The following is a 21,829-nucleotide window of genomic DNA, read 5'->3' on the forward strand; positions in this document are numbered from 1 at the left end:
GCCACCTGAACAGAGGTGATATGCTCACCTCAGAACAACACAGGTGCTCCAATGAAAAAAAGAAATTTCAGCGCAGAGTTTAAACGCGAATCCGCTCAACTGGTTGTTGACCAGAACTACACGGTGGCAGATGCCGCCAAAGCTATGGATGTCGGCCTTTCAACAATGACAAGATGGGTCAAACAACTGCGTGATGAGCATCAGGGCAAAACACCAAAAGCCTCTCCGATGACACCAGAACAAATCGAAATATGTGAGCTGAGGAAAAAGCTACAACGCATTGAAATGGAGAATGAAATATTAAAAAAGGCTACAGCGCTCTTGATGTCAGACTCCCTGAACAGTTCTCGATAATCGGGAAACTCAGAGCGCACTATTCAGTGTTCACACTCTGCCATGTGTTCGGGGTTCATCGCAGCCGCTACAGATACTGGAAAAACCGTCCTGATAAACCAGACGGCAGACGGGCTGTATTACGCAGTCAGGTACTTGAGCTACATGGCATCAGCCACGGTTCGGCCGGAGCAAGAAACATCGCCACAATGGCAACCCGGAGAGGCTACCAGATGGGACGCTGGCTTGCTGGCAGGCTCATGAAAGAGCTGGGCTGGTCAGCTGTAAGCAGCCGACTCACCGCTATAAACGTGGTGGTCATGAACATGTTGCTATCCCTAACTACCTTGAACGGTAGTTCGCCGTGACCGAGCCAAATCAGGTGTGGTGCGGTGATGTGACCTATATCTGGACGGGTAAGCGCTGGGCGTACCTCGCCGTTGTTCTCGACCTGTTCGCAAGAAAACCAGTGGGCTGGGCCATGTCGTTCTCGCCGGACAGCAGGCTCACCATGAAAGCGCTGGAAATGGCATGGGAAACCCGTGGTAAGCCCGGCGGGGTCATGTTCCACAACGATCAGGGCAGTCATTATACGAGCAGGCAGTTCCGGCAGTTACTGTGGCGATACCAGATCAGGCAGAGTATGAGCCGGCGCGGAAACTGCTGGGATAACAGCTCAATGGAACGCTTCTTCAGAAGTCTGAAGAACGAGTGGATGCCGGTGGTGGATTACGTAAGCTTCAGCGAGGCAGCTCACGCCATAACGGACTATATCGTTGGATATTACAGCGCACTAAGACCGCACGAATATAACGGTGGGTTACCCCCACACGAATCGGAAAATCGATACTGGAAAAACTCTAACGCGGTGGCCAGTTTTTGTTGACCACTTCAATTTTCAGGCAATGGATACCCTGAAAAGTTAGTTTTGCACAGTAACTTTATTATCTCTCACTGAGAGCAACACTGAATCTGCCACAGCTTTACCCCCCGCAGTTTCACCGCCAATAATCAATAGACTATTATTCCAGGGCAATGATACTCCGTAGGCCCGACTTTGCGTCAGTTCGCCAGATTTCTCCCATTTCCCGTTATGCCACAGATAAATATCAGCACTATATGATTTTTTCAGGCCTTCATGCGCATAGTTCTTACCGTTCTGATAATTTTCCCGTGAACCTTTGAATCCGGCACCTCCGGCAAATATAAGAAAGTCATTGCTTATCCCCGCAAAACCGCCAGCGACGCCATCTGGTGATGAGACGGGAGGAAGCTTATTCCATTTTACGTTATTGCCGGTAAGATCAAGTTCAAATACGGCATCCGTTCGCAATCCTGGTTTGGCTTCGCCATTAATAAGCCAGGTTTTATCACCTTTATTCACAACCGCCGCACCAGCCGTCCCGTACCAGGGCGATTCGCCAGCGTAACTCCATTGCTGTGTTGAGGGATCAAAAGACAACAGAAACTTATTGAAGAAATAATCTTCTGCTTTTTTGTCAAAATAGTGGCCGTTGATTTTATCTATAGCTTTTGAATCTTTTCCAGCTTCTTTGAGATCTTCAAAATAGCCATTGAAGATATTCTGGTTAACACCGCCAGTAACATAAGCCTTGCCGTTGTGCACAAAAGTCACATGACCTGCCATGCCCATCGGCGCGTGTGACATCAATTTAATCCAGGTATTAGTTGCTGGGCTATATTTGTACACATCGTTGAACACCCTGGTTAAACCTTGTTGGTTTTTGCCAACACCGCCAAATACATACAAATCACCATCAATAAATGCGGACGTTGATTGATCTCTTGCGCCACCGGGGAATTCAGCCAGAGCTGTCCATTTTTTATCTTTGGCTTGCGTATCCAGCTTGTACCATGCCGTACCAGCGCTACCTAAACCAATGTAGACAGTGTCGTTATCAATTGCACCAGTACCACTTTTAAATGGCACTGGAATTTCCGGTAATACAGACGCGTTCGCGGCAAATGATGCCATCATGATAGCAAGCGCCGTTATTGTTCTCTTCATTGTGAATTACTCCTGCTCGCTGGGATTCAAATGTTTCACCATGTGCCTGTATACCTTTTATACCAAAACTAAATAGCAATCTTTGCAACAACATCAGTTTTGTTGTGTCGGTCACAACTTATGCAATGGGAGAGCAGGTTAATCCATTGTTATGTTGGACGACACGTTATGTAAATTGGTCAACCATTATTGCGATGAATGTCACATCCCCCGCTCACTAACTGCCGTTCTTCCTTTGTTGTCATTTGCGTCAACCGGCAGGAGAGTAGATTTCTTGTGATGTGGTTAACCAATTTTAGATTTCAGGTTGACATGTATTACCAAAAGGTAGAACTTATACGCCATCTCATCCGATGCAACGCCACGGCTGCGGTCTGGTCGTTCATTCGGATACCTAAACAACTCCGGGGTTCCGCGTCTCTTCGCTGTTGAACCCACTACGTGAAAGAGGAATAAACATGGAACAGACCTGGCGCTGGTACGGCCCTAACGATCCGGTTTCTTTAGCTGATGTCCGTCAGGCGGGCGCAACTGGCGTGGTTACCGCGCTGCACCATATCCCGAACGGTGAAGTATGGTCCGTTGAAGAGATCCTCAAACGCAAGGCTATCGTTGAAGATGCAGGCCTGGTGTGGTCTGTCGTAGAAAGCGTGCCAATTCACGAAGATATCAAAACCCATACCGGCAACTATGAGCAGTGGATCGCTAACTATCAGCAGACTCTGCGCAACCTGGCGCAGTGCGGTATTCGCACCGTGTGCTACAACTTCATGCCGGTGCTCGACTGGACCCGTACTGACCTCGAATACGTGCTGCCAGACGGCTCCAAAGCTCTGCGCTTCGACCAGATCGAATTCGCTGCATTCGAAATGCACATCCTGAAGCGTCCAGGCGCGGAAGCGGATTACACCGAAGAAGAAATTGCTCAGGCTGCTGTTCGCTTTGCCACCATGAGCGACGAAGACAAAGCGCGTCTGACCCGTAACATCATTGCTGGCCTGCCGGGCGCGGAAGAAGGGTATACCCTCGACCAGTTCCGTAAGCACCTGGAGCTGTACAAAGATATCGACAAAGCGAAGCTGCGCGAAAACTTTGCCGTCTTCCTGAAAGCGATCATTCCAGTTGCCGAAGAAGTTGGCGTGCGTATGGCTGTTCACCCGGACGATCCGCCGCGCCCGATCCTCGGCCTGCCGCGTATCGTTTCCACCATTGAAGATATGCAGTGGATGGTTGATACCGTAAACAGCATGGCGAACGGTTTCACTATGTGCACCGGTTCCTACGGCGTGCGTGCTGACAACGATCTGGTTGATATGATCAAGCAGTTCGGTCCGCGTATTTACTTCACCCATCTGCGCTCCACCATGCGTGAAGATAACCCGAAAACCTTCCACGAAGCGGCGCACCTGAACGGTGACGTTGATATGTACGAAGTGGTGAAAGCGATTGTTGAAGAAGAACACCGTCGTAAAGCGGAAGGCAAAGAAGACCTGATCCCGATGCGTCCGGACCACGGTCATCAGATGCTGGACGACCTGAAGAAGAAAACCAACCCTGGTTACTCCGCAATTGGTCGTCTGAAAGGCCTGGCCGAAGTTCGCGGTGTCGAACTGGCGATCCAGCGCGCTTTCTTTAGCCGTTAATATCCACCGGCATGGCTGCGCGCCGTGCCGGTTCCTTCTTCCTTGCCGTCACTCTCTGAAGACGGATTCTGGAGTTTACGATGACTACTATTGTTGACAGCAATCTGCCGGTTGCCCGCCCGTCATGGGATCATTCTCGTCTGGAATCACGCATTGTGCATCTCGGTTGCGGGGCGTTTCACCGCGCGCACCAGGCGTTGTATACCCATCACCTGCTGGAAAGCACCGACAGCGATTGGGGTATCTGCGAAGTTAACCTGATGCCAGGCAACGACCGCGTGCTGATCGAAAACCTGAAAAAACAGCAACTGCTGTACACCGTGGCGGAAAAAGGCGCGGAAAGCACCGAACTGAAAATTATCGGTTCGATGAAAGAAGCCCTGCATCCGGAAATCGACGGTTGCGAAGGTATTCTCAACGCGATGGCGCGTCCGCAAACGGCGATTGTCTCCCTGACGGTCACGGAAAAAGGCTACTGCGCTGATGCGGCGAGCGGTCAGCTGGATCTCAATAACCCGCTGATCAAGCACGATCTGGAAAACCCGACTGCGCCGAAGTCCGCGATTGGTTACATCGTAGAAGCCCTGCGCCTGCGTCGTGAAAAAGGGCTGAAAGCGTTCACGGTGATGTCCTGCGACAACGTACGTGAAAACGGTCATGTGGCGAAGGTTGCGGTTCTGGGGCTGGCTCAGGCGCGCGATCCGCAGCTGGCGGCATGGATTGAAGAGAACGTCACCTTCCCGTGCACCATGGTTGACCGCATCGTTCCGGCGGCTACCCCAGAAACTTTGCAGGAAATTGCTGACCAGCTGGGCGTTTATGACCCGTGCGCCATTGCCTGCGAACCATTCCGTCAGTGGGTAATTGAAGATAACTTCGTTAATGGTCGTCCGGACTGGGATAAAGTCGGCGCGCAGTTTGTTGCCGATGTTGTGCCGTTCGAAATGATGAAACTGCGTATGCTTAACGGCAGCCACTCTTTCCTGGCATACCTCGGTTACCTCGGCGGCTATGAAACCATTGCCGATACCATGACTAACCCGGATTATCGCAAAGCGGCCTTTGCCCTGATGATGCAGGAACAAGCACCAACGCTGTCGATGCCGGAAGGGACTGATCTGAACGCCTATGCGACGCTGCTGATCGAGCGTTTCAGCAACCCGTCTCTGCGTCACCGTACCTGGCAGATTGCGATGGACGGCAGCCAGAAGTTACCGCAGCGTTTGCTGGACCCGGTGCGTTTGCACCTGCAAAACGGCGGTAGCTGGCGTCACCTGGCGCTTGGCGTAGCGGGCTGGATGCGTTACACCCAGGGCGTGGATGAGCAGGGTAATGTCATTGACGTGGTAGACCCGATGCTGGCCGAGTTCCAGAAGATCAATGCGCAGTATCAGGGCGCAGACCGCGTGAAAGCGTTGCTGGGCCTGAGCGGTATCTTTGCCGATGATCTGCCGCAAAATGCAGACTTTGTTGGCGCGGTGACTGCGGCATATCAGCAGCTGTGCGAGCGCGGCGCGCGTGAGTGTGTGGCTGCACTGTAACTGACTGATTACCCTACAGACTTACTGGTCAATCAAAAACATATTTGGTTGACCAGTTTTCGTTTTTTGCCCACCTGTACGTGCCAACTTCCAGTGCTAATGGTATAGTTTGAAATTAACGGTCAACGTAAAATTGCCCGGTAAGCAAGCCTGTCGGGCCTACGGATCAATCGCAATTTATTGAATACGCACTCTTTGTAGGCCGAATAAGGCGTTCACGCCGCATCCGGCAATAATTTGATTAATCGCATCTAACGGACACAACATCATGAAATCTGCCACCTCTGCGCAAAGACCTTACCAGGAAGTTGGGGCGATGATCCGCGATCTGATCCTTAAGACGCCGTACAATCCTGGCGAACGGCTACCGCCGGAACGTGAAATCGCAGAAATGCTGGATGTCACCCGCACGGTGGTGCGTGAGGCACTGATCATGCTGGAGATCAAAGGACTGGTAGAAGTACGACGTGGTGCCGGTATTTATGTTCTTGACAGTTTACCCAGCCATAATGCAGAGAGCGCAGAGGCCAACGTCTGCAATGACGCCGGTCCTTTTGAATTGTTACAGGCGCGCCAGTTGCTGGAAAGTAACATCGCCGAGTTTGCCGCTTTGCAGGCTACCCGCGAAGACATCGTTAAAATGCGTCAGGCATTGCAACTGGAAGAGCGTGAACTGGCCTCCAGTGCGCCGGGCAGCAGCGAAAGCGGCGACATGCAGTTCCATCTCGCCATTGCCGAAGCGACGCATAACAGCATGCTGGTAGAGTTGTTCCGTCAGTCCTGGGAGTGGCGGGAAAATAATCCAATGTGGATCCAGTTGCACAGCCATCTCGATGACAGCTTGTATCGCAAAGAGTGGTTAGACGATCACAAACAGATTCTGGCTGCGTTAATCAAAAAAGATGCCCGCGCGGCAAAACTGGCGATGTGGCAGCATCTGGAGAATGTGAAGCAGCGCTTGCTGGAGTTCTCTAATGTTGATGACATCTATTTCGATGGTTATCTGTTTGATTCTTGGCCGTTGGATAAAGTGGACGCCTGATCCCTCATTTCTGGTGCAAAGTTGAACCGCTTTGCACTATGTATGTTCCCTGAATAATTAATTATGTTCTGCAGAATATATTATGCGTAATTTAATCATTACGTACGATATATTGTTTTGGAATAATTATATATCAGTTTAACGCTGAGAAATTATTCGGAATAATCAGAATATGTTAACGTATTTCCGTTATGTTTAATGACTTTTGTCAAATGATACCTTTTTAAATAAAAAGTCAGTGGATATTCTTTTCTGTACAGTGTTTTATCTTTGGCGGATCTTATAAATCCCTTATGAAAGTGCCAGGGACGCAATGAGCATAAAGGAATGATTATGGAATATGAGCATCAACCCAGTGGTGTCCAGCAGCCAGGGCAGGATACAGATGCCACTAAACGTCAGGAGTGCGCAAAATGATGCGCCAATCAGTTCAGACGGTATTACCTGAAAGTACAGGGAACAATACGTTATCGCTGCGTGATTCCGTATGCCGGGATCTCTTTCAACTTTTTAGTTCTCCCCATTCACCGCTACCAATATTACTTGTTTCAGGCATGCCTGAGTGGCAAGGGCATAATCAGAGCGACAAGCTTCTCCAGAGTTGGTATTGCCGCCAGTTACGTTCCGCGCTTTTATTTCATGAGCCACGTATTGCGGCATTGCAGGTCAATCTGAAAGCAGTCTATTGCCACGAGTTGGTCATTAGTCTGGAGATGATGCTGTACCACGATGATGAGCCGCTAACGTTTGACCTGGTCTGGCAGAAGGGGAGCTGGCATCGCACGATGCCGCAGTAAATGACGGGAAACGCGATACGCGCAAGACGTATCGCGTTAGGTCACAATTAGTGGGAGGTTCTGATTGCTGCTTTCAAGGCCGGAAGCCGGGATGGACTGGCACTGAGCTTATCAATCCCCATAGTGAGCAGTCGTGCTGTTTGCTGGGTATCTCCAGCCATTTCGCCGCACATACTGACCGGAATTTCATTATTACGTCCGGCCTGACACACCATAGCAATAGCGTTAATCACCGCGTCATTACGATAATCGACCAGTTCCGCGACGGTACTATTTCCTCTGTCTGCCGCCATAATATATTGCGTCAGATCGTTGGTGCCGATGGAAAAGAAATCGACTTCACTGGCTAATTTGTCTGCAATCATGACTGCGGCAGGAACCTCAATCATAATTCCCAGCGCCGGAAGATTTTCTGCAGAAAACTTTCAGCCAGGTTCAATCTCCAGCTCGCGCAGTTCACGCCAGAAACGCTCTGCAACGGGATTCATCCGTGTGTTCATCCGGTATGCGTAGGCCTGAATCGGGATAACTAATTCGTCTCGATTCAGGACAATGAGCTGCCCGCTGCGAATTTCTTGTTGTATGGCGTACTCCGGTAGCCAGGCAATCCCACAGCCGTCGAGGGCAACCTGCTTTAATAACTCGCTCATTGAAGACACGAAAAAGGTGCTGAAACTTAACTCGCCGTGGCGCGTCAGGGTGCGGTTAATCAATCGCCCCATGTAGGAATTACGACTGTAGTTGAGTAGAGGAAAGTGCGGCTGCGCGAGGCTAAAAAGCGCTTCCCCCAGTTCGTTAACGGCGCAGACGGGGAACAGACGAGATTCAAACAACCGAATGTGGTCGAACGGCGCTTCCAGTAAGTCTTCGTCGTGAAAAGAAAAAATACAATCACTTTGCCCTTCGCGCAGTTTATCGACCGCTTCATCGACATCAATAGCTTCAATCGCCCAGGTAAAGAGCGGTGGCATCTGGCTGATAATGGACGGTAACAGCCCGAGGGAAAGAGAGTGTGCAGCGGCTATTTTAATTTTGCGTTGCGCGTAATCGCTGCCACCACGGAGTTCTGCAAGGTTGCTCTCTAACTGTTGCAACAGATGACGGATCTGCGAATGGAATATTTTCCCTTGTTCCGAGAGTTGTAGCGGCGTTACCTGGCGATTAAATAACTCAACGCCAATCGCCTGTTCCAGCGCGCGTATCCGGCGGCTGAATGCCGGTTGTGAGACGTTGCGACTGACTGCCGCCTGGGAAAAGTTACGGCATTTTTCCAGCGTTAAAAAATCGTAAAGCCATTTGGTTTCAATATTATGCAAGACCGAACCATTGTCATCCATTGCGTTTTACTCTGTCAGCCGCCCTTGCGGGCATTCTACGTCCATTCGGGCGGCTGACAACTGCTTATGCAGTTTCAAACGTTCCTTTCACACACGCTTTGCCGTCTTTGACCATCAGTTTGCCGCGAGCGTATACCTGCTCAATACGCAACTGCGGTGTCATCACTAACAGATCTGCATCATTGCCTGGCAGAATTTCGCCTTTCCCGGTCAGGTTGAGGAAACCAGCGACGCTGCTGGTGAGTGGACGCAGGGCATCGCTAAGGCTGAAGCTATAGTCTTTGACCAACACTTGCACCGTTTCCAGCAACGTCTCAAAACCCGCAACACCGATATGCGTTAAATTCCCTTCATCGTCAAAGAACGGCTGACTGCCGTTGCCGTCGGAGCTAAGGGTAACGCGAGCCAGCGGAATACCCGCCTGAACGGCGCGGGCAATACCTTCGGCAGGGGCGACCGGTTCGTCAATGCTGCTGGTGATATCGATGGTGCCGCCTTTGCGCGCGAACTCCAGCGCCTGCTCAAACAACGGAACGTTGCGGTTAACGTGGGTCGGCAGCAACTTGCTGATGGGTACGTCGCAGTTCTCAAGAAGGTCATAGATGGGCTGTAACGCCTTTTTGCTGTCGCCCATGTGGAACACGGTGACGCCAGGTTTACCGCCGAGCAAACCTCCAACGCGGGATTCCGCCGCCATATTGGCCAGGTGATAAACGTCCGGCGCGGCAGAACGGTGGTCAGAGATGGCGCATTTCACGCCAATCACGCGATCGATAATCGCCACATCTTTTTCCACCGAGCCTGTAATGGTACGGGAAGGCACATGATAAGCACCGGTCAGCATCCAGGCGCTGATGCCTTCTTCATTGAGCGCACGAGTCTTGGCGAGTAAGGATTCCGGGTGGCGAGAGATAGAGTCGGTGCCGAGCAGACCAACCACTGACGTGACGCCCGCTTCTGTCAGACGACTTAATGCCACTTCCGGCGTACGTGTGGTAGGGCCAGCTTCGCCGCCGCCGCCAATTAAATGGACGTGTTGATCAATAAAACCTGGGCAGAGGATCTGCCCGCTGAGATCGACAACCGTGCAGTCCGGTACGATGTCAGAAGGGATGTTGCTGGCAACGGCAATAATCTTGCCGTTAGCGACGAGGACATCGCAAATTCCCCGATCTTCGGGCGCATACAAATGCGCTCCCTGCAACAGGGTAAAACCGGCTGCGGAATAATCAATCATGGTAACTCCTTGTTAAACAATAAGCTGCATAACCCAGATCGACAGCAATGCGTTAATCACGCAGACCGTAATGATATGCGGGTAATATTTGGCATTCACTTCGGCTGTTCCCAGGCAGCGACCAACATTTTGCACCGGGTTGCCCATTAAATACATCGCGGGAAGTAATACCGTGACATCGTGGCCGGTTAATGCGCCAGCGGTCGCCAGGCTGGCGGCAACGCCGACTGCGCCGCCCATACTCATCAATGCGGCTAAAAGGACAGTTGCCGCTTCGCCGGGCAATCCCCACAACGCCATCACCGGTTCACAGATATGTCCCACCCAGTCGAGCAGACCAGTAATTTTCAGTGCCTGAATAATGACAAATGCCATCACCACGTTCGGCAGCAGGTTGGTGGTGGCGATAGTAAAGCCACGGCGTGCGCCATCGATAAACATATCCATGACATTTTTGCGGACCTGAGTTGTCATGCTTGCGCTCCTTGCGTTGGGTTGCGACGTTCTTCGAAGTTAAGCCAGACGCGCAAAATGTTGGCACCGACAAATTTAAACACCAGGATGACAGCTAAAGGTACGATTACGGACGTCCCCAGAAAGGCAAATACGGCGACGCCAGAAGAGAAATAGTTGGTGATGATGGCGCTACCGCTGGTTTGATAAGCGGCGAAAATCACTTTATCGCGCTCGGTAATTTCCCCTTCCTGCGCCAGTTCTTTAGTCATACCAGCGGCGGCATCGGTGTTTTGCAGATTGGCGATGAGCGCCAGTGAACAGATGCCTGGAATGCCCAACAACGGTTTTAGCACGGGCGTCATTAACTGCTGCGCGGCGCGCAATCCGCCAAGACCATCAGTAATCGAGATAATTCCCAGCGAGAGAATCACTGACGGTGCCAGTTCCAGCGCGAAGAGAAAGCCATCTTTAGCTCCTGTGCCACCTGCGCCGCGAAACGAGGTGGTAGCTCCATTCGCACCAGGCAGTTGCCCAAACGTTCCGTTCAGAACGGAAAAGTCAAAAACGCGCCACCAACTGTCTGTCCCGGAAAAAACTCCGGAAAAAAAGATAATCGTGAGAAAAAAGGCCAGATACCCTTTAACACCCACTTTTTCTGTCGCCAGCTCCCCAGCTACAGCATCCCCTTGTTGTGTCATAACAATCCCCATTGTTTTTTTGTGTATGTGTGTTGTGACTACCAGGAAAATTCCTGGAGCTGAAAAACCTTATCAGCCATGTGGGTATGGGGAAAATGCAAGTATGTTTCTGGCTATGCGTTTTTTGCATAGTGGAAAAATTACGCTGCGAGGAGAACCTTCCTGTAAGGATTGAGTTGCAGAAAATTCATAAACACAGTGACAATAACGGTTAGTGAGTAAAGGCGGCGAATACAAGGACGAATGCAAAATGGCAAAATACAACGACAAAGAGCTGGCAGAGACGAGCAAGTTTTTAAGTTTTGTCCTCCGACATAAACCGGAGGCGATTGGCATCGTGCTGGACCGTGAAGGATGGGCGGATATCGATAAGCTCATACTCTGTGCACAAAAAGCGGGCAAGCGGTTAACCCGCGCATTACTGGATACTGTGGTCGCCACCAGCGATAAGAAGCGCTTTAGTTATTCCAGTGATGGTACGTGTATTCGCGCCGTTCAGGGGCATTCGACTTCGCAGGTCGCCATTGCCTTCATCGAAAAAACACCGCCACAATTTCTCTACCACGGTACGGCAAGCCGTTTTCTTGAGGCGATAAAAAAACAGGGGCTGATTGCAGGGGAGCGTCATCATGTGCATCTCTCTGCTGATGAAGCAACGGCCCGCAAAGTCGGGGCAAGACACGGTTCGCCGGTTATCTTAACCGTCAAAGCACAGGAAATGGCGAAACGAGGGATCCCTTTCTGGCAAGCGGAAAACGGGGTCTGGCTGACATCAACGATTGCGGTTGAGTTTCTTGAGTGGTAAGGGAAACTGCCCTTATGAAGCGACCACTTATCGCTTAAATAATTGCACTGTGCTGATAAGCGCAGCAATAAACAACGCCGCCGCGCCGCAGAGAGTGGCGCTGGCAAGCGCCGATGTTCCATTGCCGAGCATACTGGTCAGCGCCGGGCCGAGGATTTGCCCAATGCCGTAAATGAGCGTCACAAAGCCTAAAAGATTGAGATTTCCCGGTACGCTCAGTTGGCGGGCGATAGTCATCACCAGAGATGTCGTGCCCATAAAGGTACCGCCAAAACCGATACTACTGATGATAAGCAAGAGAGGCGAGTTGCTGGCGAGAGTAAGCAGCACACAGATAGCCTGCACCAGTAAATTCGCCGTCAGGCAGGGTAAAGCCCCCCAACGTTTGGCTGCCCATAGCCAGCCAAAGCAACCAGGCACAATTGATAAGCCGACTAACGTCCAGAGATGGGCGGTTAACAATGGCGAGCCTGCATCTTTCGCCATGAGCGGCAGGTAAGTCGCGACGATGATATAACCAAATCCCGCCAGGCCGTACAGAATAGCCAGTAACCACCAGCTCATTATCTGTTGCTCCGTTTTTGCCAATGGCGTTGGTGCGATGGCGTGTTTTTTCGAGGGCATTAAAAGCGTAAGTGCAATCAGCATCATGCCAGAAAGCGCCCCGGCGCCTTGCCATAACGTTTGCGAGGAGAGGGCAAAATGCAGGCCAGCCAGAACATATTCATTGCCCAGTGCGATGCCAATGCCAACGCCAGAAAACAAAGCTGCCAGCACAAAAGGATGGCGCGTGTGCTGCATAATCAGCGTCGAACCAAAAATCAGCATTCCGGCGCTGGCGACACCCGCCAGGAAGCGAATCAATAACACCAGAAAAAACGACGGCAACCATGCCATTGCGAGGATCAACAATCCGCTCGCCAGGGCAGAAGCCAACAGAAATAGGCGCAGGCGCGACGGCTGGTGAAATGCGCCAAACGAAAATAGCAGACTGCCAGCCAGATACCCCGCGTAGTTGCCGCTGGCAATCCACGAGAGCTGGCTAAATGAAAACGCCCCTTCCGCCATCATGACGGGCAACATAGGTGTATAAAGGAAGCGACCTAATCCCATACCTAAGGTCAGAACCAGCATCCCGAAAAGCGCGGTGCTGAAAGAAAAGCGTTCTACGGGATGCGAGGACGGGGGCATGTTTAACCTTGTTTGTATTTTTTGCAATTAACAAGTTAATAACAAAAAAGTGAAACATGCCAGCCTGCTAATGTGATTATTTAGGGGTAAAGCGATAAAAATGATTTGGTTCGCTAACGATATAAATATTACCAGAGGCATCCATCGCAACCCCTTCGGCCTGTTTGATGTTATGCGACAAACCTCGACTGCCTTTGGTTAGTGACATTTCACCGATAACCTCGCCAGCCAGCGTTACTTCCTGGAGTGCGCGTGATTCATGAGACAGCACCAGAAGCGTATTTTTTTGTTGGTTAAATTCTGCGCCGGACACATCATCTAAAGTAAATTGCCGTTGTAGTGCCTTGTCTTTGCTGATGTGCAATTCATTGCTACTTAACAGCCCGTTAACTTTGTAGACCTCAATCGGGTTTTTCTCTTTAAAAAACCAGAAAGTGTGATCCTGGCGAGAGTAGGCTAACCCTTCAAAACCGCAATTGGTTGGGGATTCCTGCAGCGGGATTTTTATTTTTTTGAGGATTTTTACTTCCGAGTTTGGGGTTAGTGAAATCACATAAATGGCATAATCGCGCTCATCGCTAATGACAAACTGATTATCGCCAATGTATTCGATCGTCTCGAGATCTTTAACAAAATCCAGAGGAATAGTGCGGATCAAATCGCCATTGGTGGTCATTTCAACAATGGCGGCAGGTTTGTTGATAGTGCTAAACAGGGTATTGCTCTGTGCCGACCAGGTCAGCGAGGAGATATTATTCGTTACGCCTGCAATTTCTTTGCCATCAATGGTGGCGTGGTAATTCTGAAATGATGCTGCATGATTGCTTTTACGGGCGCAAGATTGCACGAAGAAAGTACACACTGCCACAATGGCAAAAAGAATCACAATAACGGAGATGCGTTTACTTAACGAAATACTTTTGTCACGGTAATCCCTTTAAGGCAAATCAATAAGATATCGAGAAGTATACGTAGCGATCTTAATGAATCCTTAACGCGGAGAAACCCCGTAATGCGCAATGCAGCGCCAGCCACCATCCTGCTGGCAATAAACTGATTCCGTATAACCGGGGATTACCCATTGTGTTTCTTCGCCAGGAAGACAGGTCAGCCAGATGCATAACCCACAGCCGCCGCGTAACTCTCGGGGAATATCGGCGACGCGAAAAGTCATCCCTGCTGCCTGTAACGCCTTACGAGTTTGTACAACGCCGACGGTTGAGTGAAATAAAAACAGATACTCTTTCATGTGCGTTTTCTCTGCCGCTGACCAATCACCGCCGCGCCAATTGCGCCAGCGAATTGCGCATCAGGGTGAGTTTGTACCGGCATTCCCAGATGGCTTTCCAGCATGTGGGTAAACCTCTGACAGTGACTCACGCCGCCAGTGAACAGAATCGGCGCTTCACAAGAGAGGCGGCCAATGAAATTGGCGCTGCGCCGCGCCATAGCGTTAATCACTCCGGCGAGAATCGATTCCGCTGGTACGCCCGCAGAACGCAGACTGATCACTTCCGATTCGGCAAACACAGTACACATGCTGCTGATGGCGTGCGGTGGTACATTTTCGGTGATGCTGTCGAGTTCCTCGACGCTGGCGCCCAATGTGCGGGAAATGACTTCCAGAAAACGCCCGGTGCCTGCCGCGCATTTGTCATTCATCAGGAAGTCGCACAGGTTACCGTCGGCATCAAGCTGAATGACTTTGCTGTCCTGACCGCCGATGTCGATCACCGCGCGCGTTGCTGGCGCAAGAAAGCGTGCGCCCAGCCCGTGGCAGGAGATTTCCGTCACCTGTTTATCGGCAAAATCCACCAGTTGCCGCCCGTAACCGGTCAGCGTCAGAAACGGCACTGTCTCTAACCCTTCACGCAGAGTTTCCCAGGCTTCAGTAATTGCCGTTGCCGGACGAAATGGCGTAGGAGCAAGGAAACGGCGCGTAATCACGCCGTCTGCCAGTAAGATCCCTTTGGTGGCGGTAGAACCAGAATCAATGCCAATCGAATATGTCACCACCGCTCCTTACAACATCTCAATAAAGGCTGCGACGCGGGTACTGAGTTGTCCGATATCCGATGTGGAGTAGTCTGTTTCTATGGCGATGTAAGGAACGTTATGCTGCTGACGAACGTGGCGTTTAATCGCCAGCGATTCCACCGCGTAGGTATGGCACGCCTGTAAAATTACATCGACCACGCCATCGACCTGATACTCCTTCACCATCTGGCTGAGCATTTTCAGGCGTTGATCGTTTGGCGAAACACAGGAACAGCCAATTGCCAGATATTTATCCGCCAGCGCGTCATACACATCGCCCGTTTCCGCCACGCATTGCTCGGTCGCTTTCGCGCCGGTGCAGTTTTCATAACCAACCACCCAGCCACCGTTTTCTTCAATCGCGCGCACGACTTTCTCTGCCGCACCACCAATCGGGCAACCGGTAATTAAAATTCGTGGCCGCGGGTCCAGTCTCTGGCCCTCTTCCCATTGCTGATGAACGCGGGAAGTCATCGCATCCAGTTCATTGATCAACGCCTCTTTATCGAACCGGAAAGTTGCGCCATAAACCACTTTCAGAATGTCGCCGCCACTGAGTGCCGGAGGATTTAACTGCCCCAGATGATAAAAGTTGGCCAGTGCGCGACGTTCGCGGTTTTTCAGTGCAATGGCATCGCGCAACGCGTCTTCGGTGATCTCGTGCCCAAAACGTTCTTCCACCGCTTTTTGTAAGCGAAGCATCTCGGCTTTCCATAACGCACGCGAGGCATCGTCTTGCACGCTGTTTGGTAATTGCATGACATGAACGGGCTTAAACTCCGCCATGTATTCGTACATTTTCTTTTTGCCGTCGCAGGTGGTTTCACCAACCACCAGATCAGAAAAATAGAAGTAGGGGCATTTGTCGGTTTTGCCGAAGCCGTAGCTGCTTTTAATCAGCGGGCAAAGATTGCGCGGCAGATCTTTCTCGGCTTCTTCAATGGTTTCATCAGAGGTGGAACAGAGCGAAACAACAACTGCACCAGCAGCCATCGGGATCTCTTGCGGCATAAACGTACAATAGGTGCCAACCAGCGGAATGCCGCGCTCTTTGAGATCCATGACGGTGAGAAAGCCTTTCTGGCGAGCTTCGGAGAACTGATCGAAAATGGCGGGTAGATCGGTGACAAGTGACATGATTTTCCTTCCCCGTAACACGGGAGATAATGAAAAGAGGCCACATTATTACCATGTTTTAAGTGTGGTTTATTTGATCTCTCTCGCGGTTAGCCATTTAGCTTTTATCATCGATTTCTAAAAGTTGCCGAGGGGTAACAAGGCCGGAATTTGCGATAAAAGATACAATATCAGCCCAATACAACCGCCGACCAGCGTGCCGTTAACGCGGATAAACTGGAGATCTTTGCCGATATTTAACTCGATTTGCCGGGACATATCCCGCGCATCCCAACTTTTTACCGTATCGCTAATGTGGCGAGTCAGGAATGCCGAAAACTCTGGCGCGACGCGGTGCGCGGCCTGTTCCAGATGACCATTTAACGAGGCGCGCAGGGCATCATCGGCAATTAACGTCTCGCCAAACCACTGTCCCGCTCGCGCGATGCGTTCCTTCACGCGAGAATCTTCGCTGCTGATATCCGCTTTCAACCACTCCCGCAAATCTCCCCACAATTCACCAAGATAGCGGTTAAATGCTTCATCTTCTTTCAGATAACTTTTCACGGCGTCGGCCCGCGCCGCCATTTCCGGATCGTTTTTCAGTTTCTCGATCAGCGCGAAGGTAGCGCGATCAAACGCATGGCGGATCTGATGTGCGCGATCGCGGCTGATATCATCAAGCAAAGAATTCACGGCGTCAGAAACCAACTCCGCACTGTGTTCGCCCAGCCATTCGGTAGGCAAAATTTTGGCTTTCAGCGGATGCTCGCTCTCCAGCCAGCGAACAATTTGCTGGGCAATAAACTTGCGCGATTTATCGCGCTGGAGAAGGGCGATCAGTTGTGCGATCAACGTATCGAGCAGTACCTGATGACGATCGTTTTTGGTCATGCTCTCCAGCATCAATGCACTGGTGCCGGAAAGATCCACTTTATCGATCGCCTTATGCACCGCGCGCTTAAGCAGACGCTGAATACGCGCATCATCGGTCAGTTCGAGAAAACCACTCATGATCTGCAACAGATGCTGCCCAACGCGACGGGCGTTTTCCGGCTGACTAAACCAGTTGCCGATTAACAACGCCGGTTCATGACGTCGGATTAGCGCTACCAGCGACTGAGTATCGAGAAATTTTTCCTGCACGAACTGGCCGAGATTTTCGCCAATCCGGTCTTTATTACGCGGAATAATCGCCGTATGACGAGAAATAATCGGGATCGGCACGCGGCGAAACAGTGCCACCACCGCAAACCAGTCCGCCAGCGCGCCGACCATCGCCGCTTCGGCAATCGCCTTCACGCCGCTCACCCAAAAATTGGGCGGCAAAAACAGCGTAACGATAAAAGTCGCGGCAGCAACGAGCAGCAAAGAGAGCGCCAGCATTTTGGCGCGTCGGAGTTCAATGATTTTATTCATATCGTAAGAATAGAGCCTGACGGCAGGTTCACGCAAAAATCGAGATATCTTCCATAAAAATGTATCGCTTGCAGGAGAACAAAAATAGCCTGGAAAGCGCCTCGGGGAACGGGAAATTGCCGGGTGAGAATGGTTTTGTTAGTCGCTAAAGTCGGGCCATCTTATCAACAGGTGACGGATCGCCATGACAAACTTCACGAGCAGCACGCCGCATGACGCATTATTTAAATCCTTTCTCACGCACCCTGACACCGCGCGGGATTTTATGGAGATCCACTTACCTAAAGATTTACGTGAGCTGTGCGATCTCGACACCTTAAAACTGGAATCAGCCAGCTTTGTCGATGAAAAATTGCGGGCGCTACATTCCGATATTCTGTGGTCGGTAAAGACCCGCGAAGGCGATGGCTATATTTATGTGGTGATTGAACATCAGAGCCGCGAGGATATCCATATGGCGTTTCGCCTGATGCGCTATTCCATGGCGGTGATGCAGCGCCATATCGAGCATGATAAACGCCAGCCGCTACCGCTGGTCATCCCGATGCTGTTTTATCACGGTAGCCGTAGTCCTTACCCCTGGTCTTTGTGCTGGCTGGACGAATTTGCCGACCCGACTACCGCACGGAAGCTTTATACCGCCGCGTTCCCGCTGGTGGATATCACTGTCGTGCCAGACGACGAGATTGTGCAGCACCGCAGAGTCGCCCTGTTGGAGTTGATCCAAAAGCATATTCGCCAGCGCGATCTAATGGGGCTTATTGATCAACTGGCAGTATTACTGGTTACAGGGTGCGCTAATGACAGCCAGATAACCGCGCTGTTAAATTACATTTTACTGGCTGGCGATGAAGCGAGTTTTAAAGAGTTTATCAGCGAACTAACCAGTCGAATGCCACAACACAGGGAGCGAATAATGACGATTGCAGAGCGAATTCATAATGATGGATGGCTGTTGGGAAGGGAGAAAGGGAAAGAAGAAGGGGAACAGCGCCTCCTCCGATTGTTGTTGCAGAATGGGGCAGATCCTGAATGGATACAAAAGATTACCGGACTTTCGGCAGAGCAAATGCAGGCATTAGAGCAGCCCTTGCCTGAAAGCAAGCGCGATCCATGGATCGAGTACTAATCAGAGGCTGATGACAAACGCAAAGCTGCCTGATGCGCTACGCTTATCAGACCTACATTATCTCTGCAATCTATTGAATTTGCGCGGTTTGTAGGCCGGATAAGGCGTTCACGCCGTATCCGGCATGAACAAAGCGCACTTTGCCTAAGCCATGCCGGAACGTGGCGATGTCGCTATAAAGATAAAACGAGTTACAGGTGATTCGTGAGAGTAAATCAGGCGCTTCGCCAATAATTCGAAATTATTCTATTGCCCGATACACGGCCTCGCCAATTTGCTTCAGTGCTTCGCGATAGGTTTCGCTGAGCGGCAAAGCGCAGTTGATGCGCAGACAATTACGGTATTTGCCGGAAGCTGAGAAAATCGAGCCTGCCGCCACCTGGATTTTCATGCGGTACAGTTGCCGCGCGACGCAGACCATATCGACCTGTTCAGGCAATTCTATCCACAGTAAAAATCCGCCTTTCGGGCGCGTAATACAGATTTCGCAGGGAAAATATTCCCGTATCCAGCAGGTATAAAGCGCCATATTGCGCTGATAGTTCTGCCGCATCCGCCGGATATGGCGATGATAGTGACCTTCAAGCACAAACGTTGCCGCCGCCATTTGCGTGGACGGTACATTAAAGCTGCTGGTGGCATATTTCATATGCATCAGTTTATCGTGATAACGTCCCGGCGCGACCCAACCCACGCGCAGGCCAGGCGCAATGCTTTTACTGAACGAACTGCACAGCAGCACTCGCCCGTCGATATCCCAGGAATGAATGGTCCGCGGGCGCGGATACTCCGTTGCCAGTTCGCCGTAGACATCATCTTCAAAAATCACAATATCATGACGCTGAGCGAGAGAGAGAACGGCCCGTTTGCGCGCGTCCGGCATAATAAATCCCAGCGGATTATTACAGTTTGGCACCAGAATGATGCCTTTAATCGGCCACTGTTCCAGCGCCAGTTCCAGCGCTTCAACGCTGATGCCAGTTTCTGGATCGGTTGGGATTTCAATCACTTTCACGCCCATACCGCGCAGCATCTGCATCGAACCGTAATAACAGGGGGATTCGACCGCGACAATATCGCCCGGTTTACACACTGCCATTAACGCCAGCGACATCGAGTTATGACAGCCGCTGGTGATGATGATGTCATCGGCGGTGACCACCGAGCCGCTGTCGAGCATCAGGCGGGCAACCTGCTCACGCAATACCCGCTGACCGGCTAACAAGTCATAACCGAGAACGGTTTGCAGATTATGCTGCACCACCCGGCTTAGCTCCCGCCACAGCGGTTTCAGGCTGGGCGTTTCGACATCCGGCGTGCTTTTGCTTAACGGAACAATGGAACTGTCGCTATGCGCCTCCAGCATATCCAGTACCTGATCCCACTGGGTAATTTCCACCGGGCGCTGCACCGGACGCGTCATCGGCGGCACTGGCGGCTGGGCTTTACGTTGTGCGACAAAATACCCCGAACGCGGCTGCGGAGTGATGAGCTTCATCGTCTCCAGCGTCTGATACGCCTGCTGCACGGTGCTGATGCTGACGCCGTGCTCCTGACTTAAGCTGCGCACCGACGGTAATTTCTCCCCGTGACGATACAGCCCTTGCTCAATCCGCTCGGCAAGCAAAGTCGCCAGATGTTGATAACGCGTCATGTTGTACTCCTTATTTGGACCATACAGAGAGAAAAACCGGTACAGATGAGGCTAAAAAACCGGATGCAGATGCTGTTTTAACCTGTCTGTATGTTAAATAAAAGTAATATTTGAATCTGTATTGTGAACTGCCAAAAGGCGGATGATGAAGCCTCTGAAAGATGAGGAGGCAGCAGATGGAATTTCACGAAAACAAAGCCAAAGCGCCGTTTATCGGCCTGGTGCAACTCTGGCAGGCGGTGAGGACCTGGTGGCTGAAAAAGCAGACCCGGCGCGTGTTACAGCAGATGAGTGATGAGCGGTTGAGGGATATTGGGTTACGCAGGGAGGATGTGGAGTGAGGGGGCAGTTCGTCGCGGATAAACAGGATTTCTCTATAACCTCCACAAGGAAGTGGTTATTATTGCGAAATCATCGCTTCACGGAAAGACGTCAGAATGAAAGCAACAGAAGCCCGCTTACTCGATTTTTTAAAACGTTCGCAGCAGTTTGTTATTCCCATTTATCAACGCACTTATTCATGGACGGAACAACAATGTCGGCAACTTTGGGACGACATCATTCGTGCCGGAAAGCGTGACGATATATCAGCGCATTTTATCGGTTCGGTTGTTTATATAGAGCAGGGGTTGTATCAGGTTTCTGGTATTTCTCCGTTGCTGGTCATTGATGGTCAACAACGGCTGACGACCGCAATGTTGCTGATTGAGGCTTTATCGCGCCATCTTGGCGAAGACGAAGTGTTTGATGGCTTTTCGGCAATGAAATTGCGTAATTATTATTTGCTCAATCCTTATGAGTCCGGCGAGAAAGGATTTAAATTACTGCTGACCGAGACTGATAAAGACAGTTTGCTGGCGTTAATAAAACAAAGACCAATGCCAGAAAACTATTCCCATCGAATAATGGAAAATTTTACTTTCTTTGATGAGCAAATTGCCAAACTCGGTGATGACTTGATCCCCTTATGTCGTGGGTTAGCAAAGTTATTAATTGTCGATGTGGCGCTTAATCGTGGTCAGGATAATCCGCAACTGATTTTTGAAAGTATGAACTCCACCGGTAAGGCGTTAAGTCAGGCCGATCTGGTGCGTAATTTTATTCTGATGGGCCTCGAACCAGAGCATCAAACCCGGTTGTATGAAGATCACTGGCGACCAATGGAAGTCGCTTTTGGTCAGCAAGGTTACAGCGAATATTTTGACAGTTTTATGCGTCATTATCTGACGGTAAAAACGGGGGAGATCCCTCGGACAGATGAAGTCTATGAGGCATTTAAACTACATGCCCGCAGCCAGAGTGTTGCTGAAAAAGGCGTAGATCGGCTGGTTGAAGATATTCACATCTACGCGGAGTATTACTGCG

General features: G+C 50.8%; 19 protein-coding genes and 3 pseudogenes. 9 read left to right on the plus strand and 13 right to left on the minus strand.

Annotation, left to right across the window (positions count from 1 at the left end):
• The first annotated feature begins 51 nt into the window (after positions 1 to 51).
• Positions 52 to 1,219: pseudogene (locus FFT88_RS15250) on the plus strand (IS3 family transposase).
• A 36-nt stretch (positions 1,220 to 1,255) separates the two neighbouring features.
• Here the strand turns inward: FFT88_RS15250 and FFT88_RS15255 are convergent.
• Positions 1,256 to 2,362: an N-acetylneuraminate epimerase gene (locus FFT88_RS15255; RefSeq protein WP_135404016.1), complete on the minus strand. Its 1,107-nt coding sequence runs from the start codon at positions 2,360 to 2,362 to the stop codon at positions 1,256 to 1,258.
• 458 nt (positions 2,363 to 2,820) lie between these two features.
• On the opposite strand from FFT88_RS15255, the gene uxuA reads away from it, so the two are divergent.
• The 4 genes from uxuA (at position 2,821) to iraD (ending at position 7,385) form a co-directional block, all read left to right on the plus strand.
• Positions 2,821 to 4,005, plus strand: coding sequence for a mannonate dehydratase (uxuA, locus tag FFT88_RS15260; protein ID WP_000438591.1), 1,185 nt, complete (start codon positions 2,821 to 2,823; stop codon positions 4,003 to 4,005).
• Positions 4,006 to 4,085: 80 nt separating this feature from the next.
• Positions 4,086 to 5,546 carry a fructuronate reductase gene (locus FFT88_RS15265; RefSeq protein ID WP_023486721.1) on the plus strand — a complete coding sequence of 487 codons (1,461 nt, stop codon included), beginning with the start codon at positions 4,086 to 4,088 and terminating at the stop codon, positions 5,544 to 5,546.
• A gap of 268 nt (positions 5,547 to 5,814) precedes the next feature.
• A complete protein-coding gene (gene uxuR, locus FFT88_RS15270) occupies positions 5,815 to 6,588 on the plus strand; it encodes a Uxu operon transcriptional regulator (RefSeq protein WP_130216613.1) in 774 nt (257 codons plus the stop codon).
• Positions 6,589 to 7,001: 413 nt separating this feature from the next.
• Positions 7,002 to 7,385, plus strand: a complete 384-nt coding sequence (iraD, locus tag FFT88_RS15275) for an anti-adapter protein IraD (protein WP_033555723.1) — start codon at positions 7,002 to 7,004, stop codon at positions 7,383 to 7,385.
• A gap of 47 nt (positions 7,386 to 7,432) precedes the next feature.
• Here the strand turns inward: iraD and FFT88_RS15280 are convergent.
• From FFT88_RS15280 to FFT88_RS15300, 5 genes and pseudogenes are all read right to left on the minus strand, one after another.
• Positions 7,433 to 7,804, minus strand: a pseudogene (locus FFT88_RS15280) (putative PEP-binding protein); the annotation flags it as partial.
• Positions 7,805 to 7,810: 6 nt separating this feature from the next.
• Entirely contained in the window at positions 7,811 to 8,722 is a 912-nt protein-coding gene (hypT, locus tag FFT88_RS15285; protein WP_135404017.1) for a hypochlorite stress DNA-binding transcriptional regulator HypT, read from the minus strand.
• A gap of 64 nt (positions 8,723 to 8,786) precedes the next feature.
• Complete coding sequence (iadA, locus tag FFT88_RS15290; protein ID WP_135404018.1) at positions 8,787 to 9,959, minus strand: beta-aspartyl-peptidase; 1,173 nt, start codon at positions 9,957 to 9,959, stop codon at positions 8,787 to 8,789.
• Between the two features lie 12 nt (positions 9,960 to 9,971).
• Entirely contained in the window at positions 9,972 to 10,433 is a 462-nt protein-coding gene (locus FFT88_RS15295) for a YjiG family protein (protein ID WP_000211971.1), read from the minus strand.
• Positions 10,430 to 11,113 carry a nucleoside recognition domain-containing protein gene (locus FFT88_RS15300; protein ID WP_135404019.1) on the minus strand — a complete coding sequence of 228 codons (684 nt, stop codon included), beginning with the start codon at positions 11,111 to 11,113 and terminating at the stop codon, positions 10,430 to 10,432. Before FFT88_RS15300 ends, FFT88_RS15295 begins: the two co-directional genes overlap by 4 nt.
• Positions 11,114 to 11,363: 250 nt before the next feature.
• Here FFT88_RS15300 and kptA point away from each other — a divergent pair, with 250 nt between their 5' ends.
• Positions 11,364 to 11,918: an RNA 2'-phosphotransferase gene (kptA, locus tag FFT88_RS15305; RefSeq protein ID WP_135404020.1), complete on the plus strand. Its 555-nt coding sequence runs from the start codon at positions 11,364 to 11,366 to the stop codon at positions 11,916 to 11,918.
• A gap of 27 nt (positions 11,919 to 11,945) precedes the next feature.
• On the opposite strand, the gene FFT88_RS15310 is transcribed toward kptA, so the two are convergent.
• The 6 genes from FFT88_RS15310 to FFT88_RS15335 all read right to left on the minus strand — a co-directional run bounded on the left by FFT88_RS15310 (position 11,946) and on the right by FFT88_RS15335 (position 17,681).
• Positions 11,946 to 13,109, minus strand: coding sequence for an MFS transporter (locus tag FFT88_RS15310; protein WP_135404021.1), 1,164 nt, complete (start codon positions 13,107 to 13,109; stop codon positions 11,946 to 11,948).
• 76 nt (positions 13,110 to 13,185) lie between these two features.
• Positions 13,186 to 14,025, minus strand: a complete 840-nt coding sequence (locus FFT88_RS15315; RefSeq protein ID WP_135404022.1) for a YjiK family protein — start codon at positions 14,023 to 14,025, stop codon at positions 13,186 to 13,188.
• 75 nt (positions 14,026 to 14,100) lie between these two features.
• Entirely contained in the window at positions 14,101 to 14,358 is a 258-nt protein-coding gene (locus tag FFT88_RS15320; RefSeq protein ID WP_135404023.1) for a DUF3343 domain-containing protein, read from the minus strand.
• Positions 14,355 to 15,122, minus strand: a complete 768-nt coding sequence (gene yjiL, locus FFT88_RS15325) for a putative 2-hydroxyacyl-CoA dehydratase activator YjiL (protein WP_135404024.1) — start codon at positions 15,120 to 15,122, stop codon at positions 14,355 to 14,357. The genes FFT88_RS15320 and yjiL overlap by 4 nt, the downstream gene beginning before the upstream one ends.
• 9 nt (positions 15,123 to 15,131) lie before the next feature.
• Positions 15,132 to 16,283, minus strand: a complete 1,152-nt coding sequence (locus tag FFT88_RS15330; protein ID WP_135404025.1) for a double-cubane-cluster-containing anaerobic reductase — start codon at positions 16,281 to 16,283, stop codon at positions 15,132 to 15,134.
• 117 nt (positions 16,284 to 16,400) lie between these two features.
• On the minus strand, positions 16,401 to 17,681 hold the full coding sequence (locus tag FFT88_RS15335) for a DUF445 domain-containing protein (protein ID WP_135404026.1): 1,281 nt from the start codon (positions 17,679 to 17,681) through the stop codon (positions 16,401 to 16,403).
• A gap of 184 nt (positions 17,682 to 17,865) precedes the next feature.
• Between FFT88_RS15335 and FFT88_RS15340 the strand changes: the two genes are divergently transcribed.
• Positions 17,866 to 18,810, plus strand: a complete 945-nt coding sequence (locus FFT88_RS15340) for an Rpn family recombination-promoting nuclease/putative transposase (protein WP_135404027.1) — start codon at positions 17,866 to 17,868, stop codon at positions 18,808 to 18,810.
• 241 nt (positions 18,811 to 19,051) lie between these two features.
• Here the strand turns inward: FFT88_RS15340 and FFT88_RS15345 are convergent, their stop codons facing one another.
• Positions 19,052 to 20,464: a PLP-dependent aminotransferase family protein gene (locus FFT88_RS15345; RefSeq protein ID WP_135404028.1), complete on the minus strand. Its 1,413-nt coding sequence runs from the start codon at positions 20,462 to 20,464 to the stop codon at positions 19,052 to 19,054.
• A gap of 176 nt (positions 20,465 to 20,640) precedes the next feature.
• On the opposite strand from FFT88_RS15345, the gene FFT88_RS15350 reads away from it, so the two are divergent.
• Together FFT88_RS15350 and FFT88_RS25625 are read left to right on the plus strand one after the other, a co-directional pair.
• Positions 20,641 to 20,805: a DUF1127 domain-containing protein gene (locus tag FFT88_RS15350; protein WP_097291447.1), complete on the plus strand. Its 165-nt coding sequence runs from the start codon at positions 20,641 to 20,643 to the stop codon at positions 20,803 to 20,805.
• A gap of 96 nt (positions 20,806 to 20,901) precedes the next feature.
• Positions 20,902 to 21,784 (plus strand): annotated as a pseudogene (locus FFT88_RS25625) (DUF262 domain-containing protein).
• Positions 21,785 to 21,829 lie beyond the last annotated feature (45 nt).

The organism is Escherichia sp. E4930 (assembly GCF_005845405.1).
GTDB lineage: Bacteria > Pseudomonadota > Gammaproteobacteria > Enterobacterales > Enterobacteriaceae > Escherichia.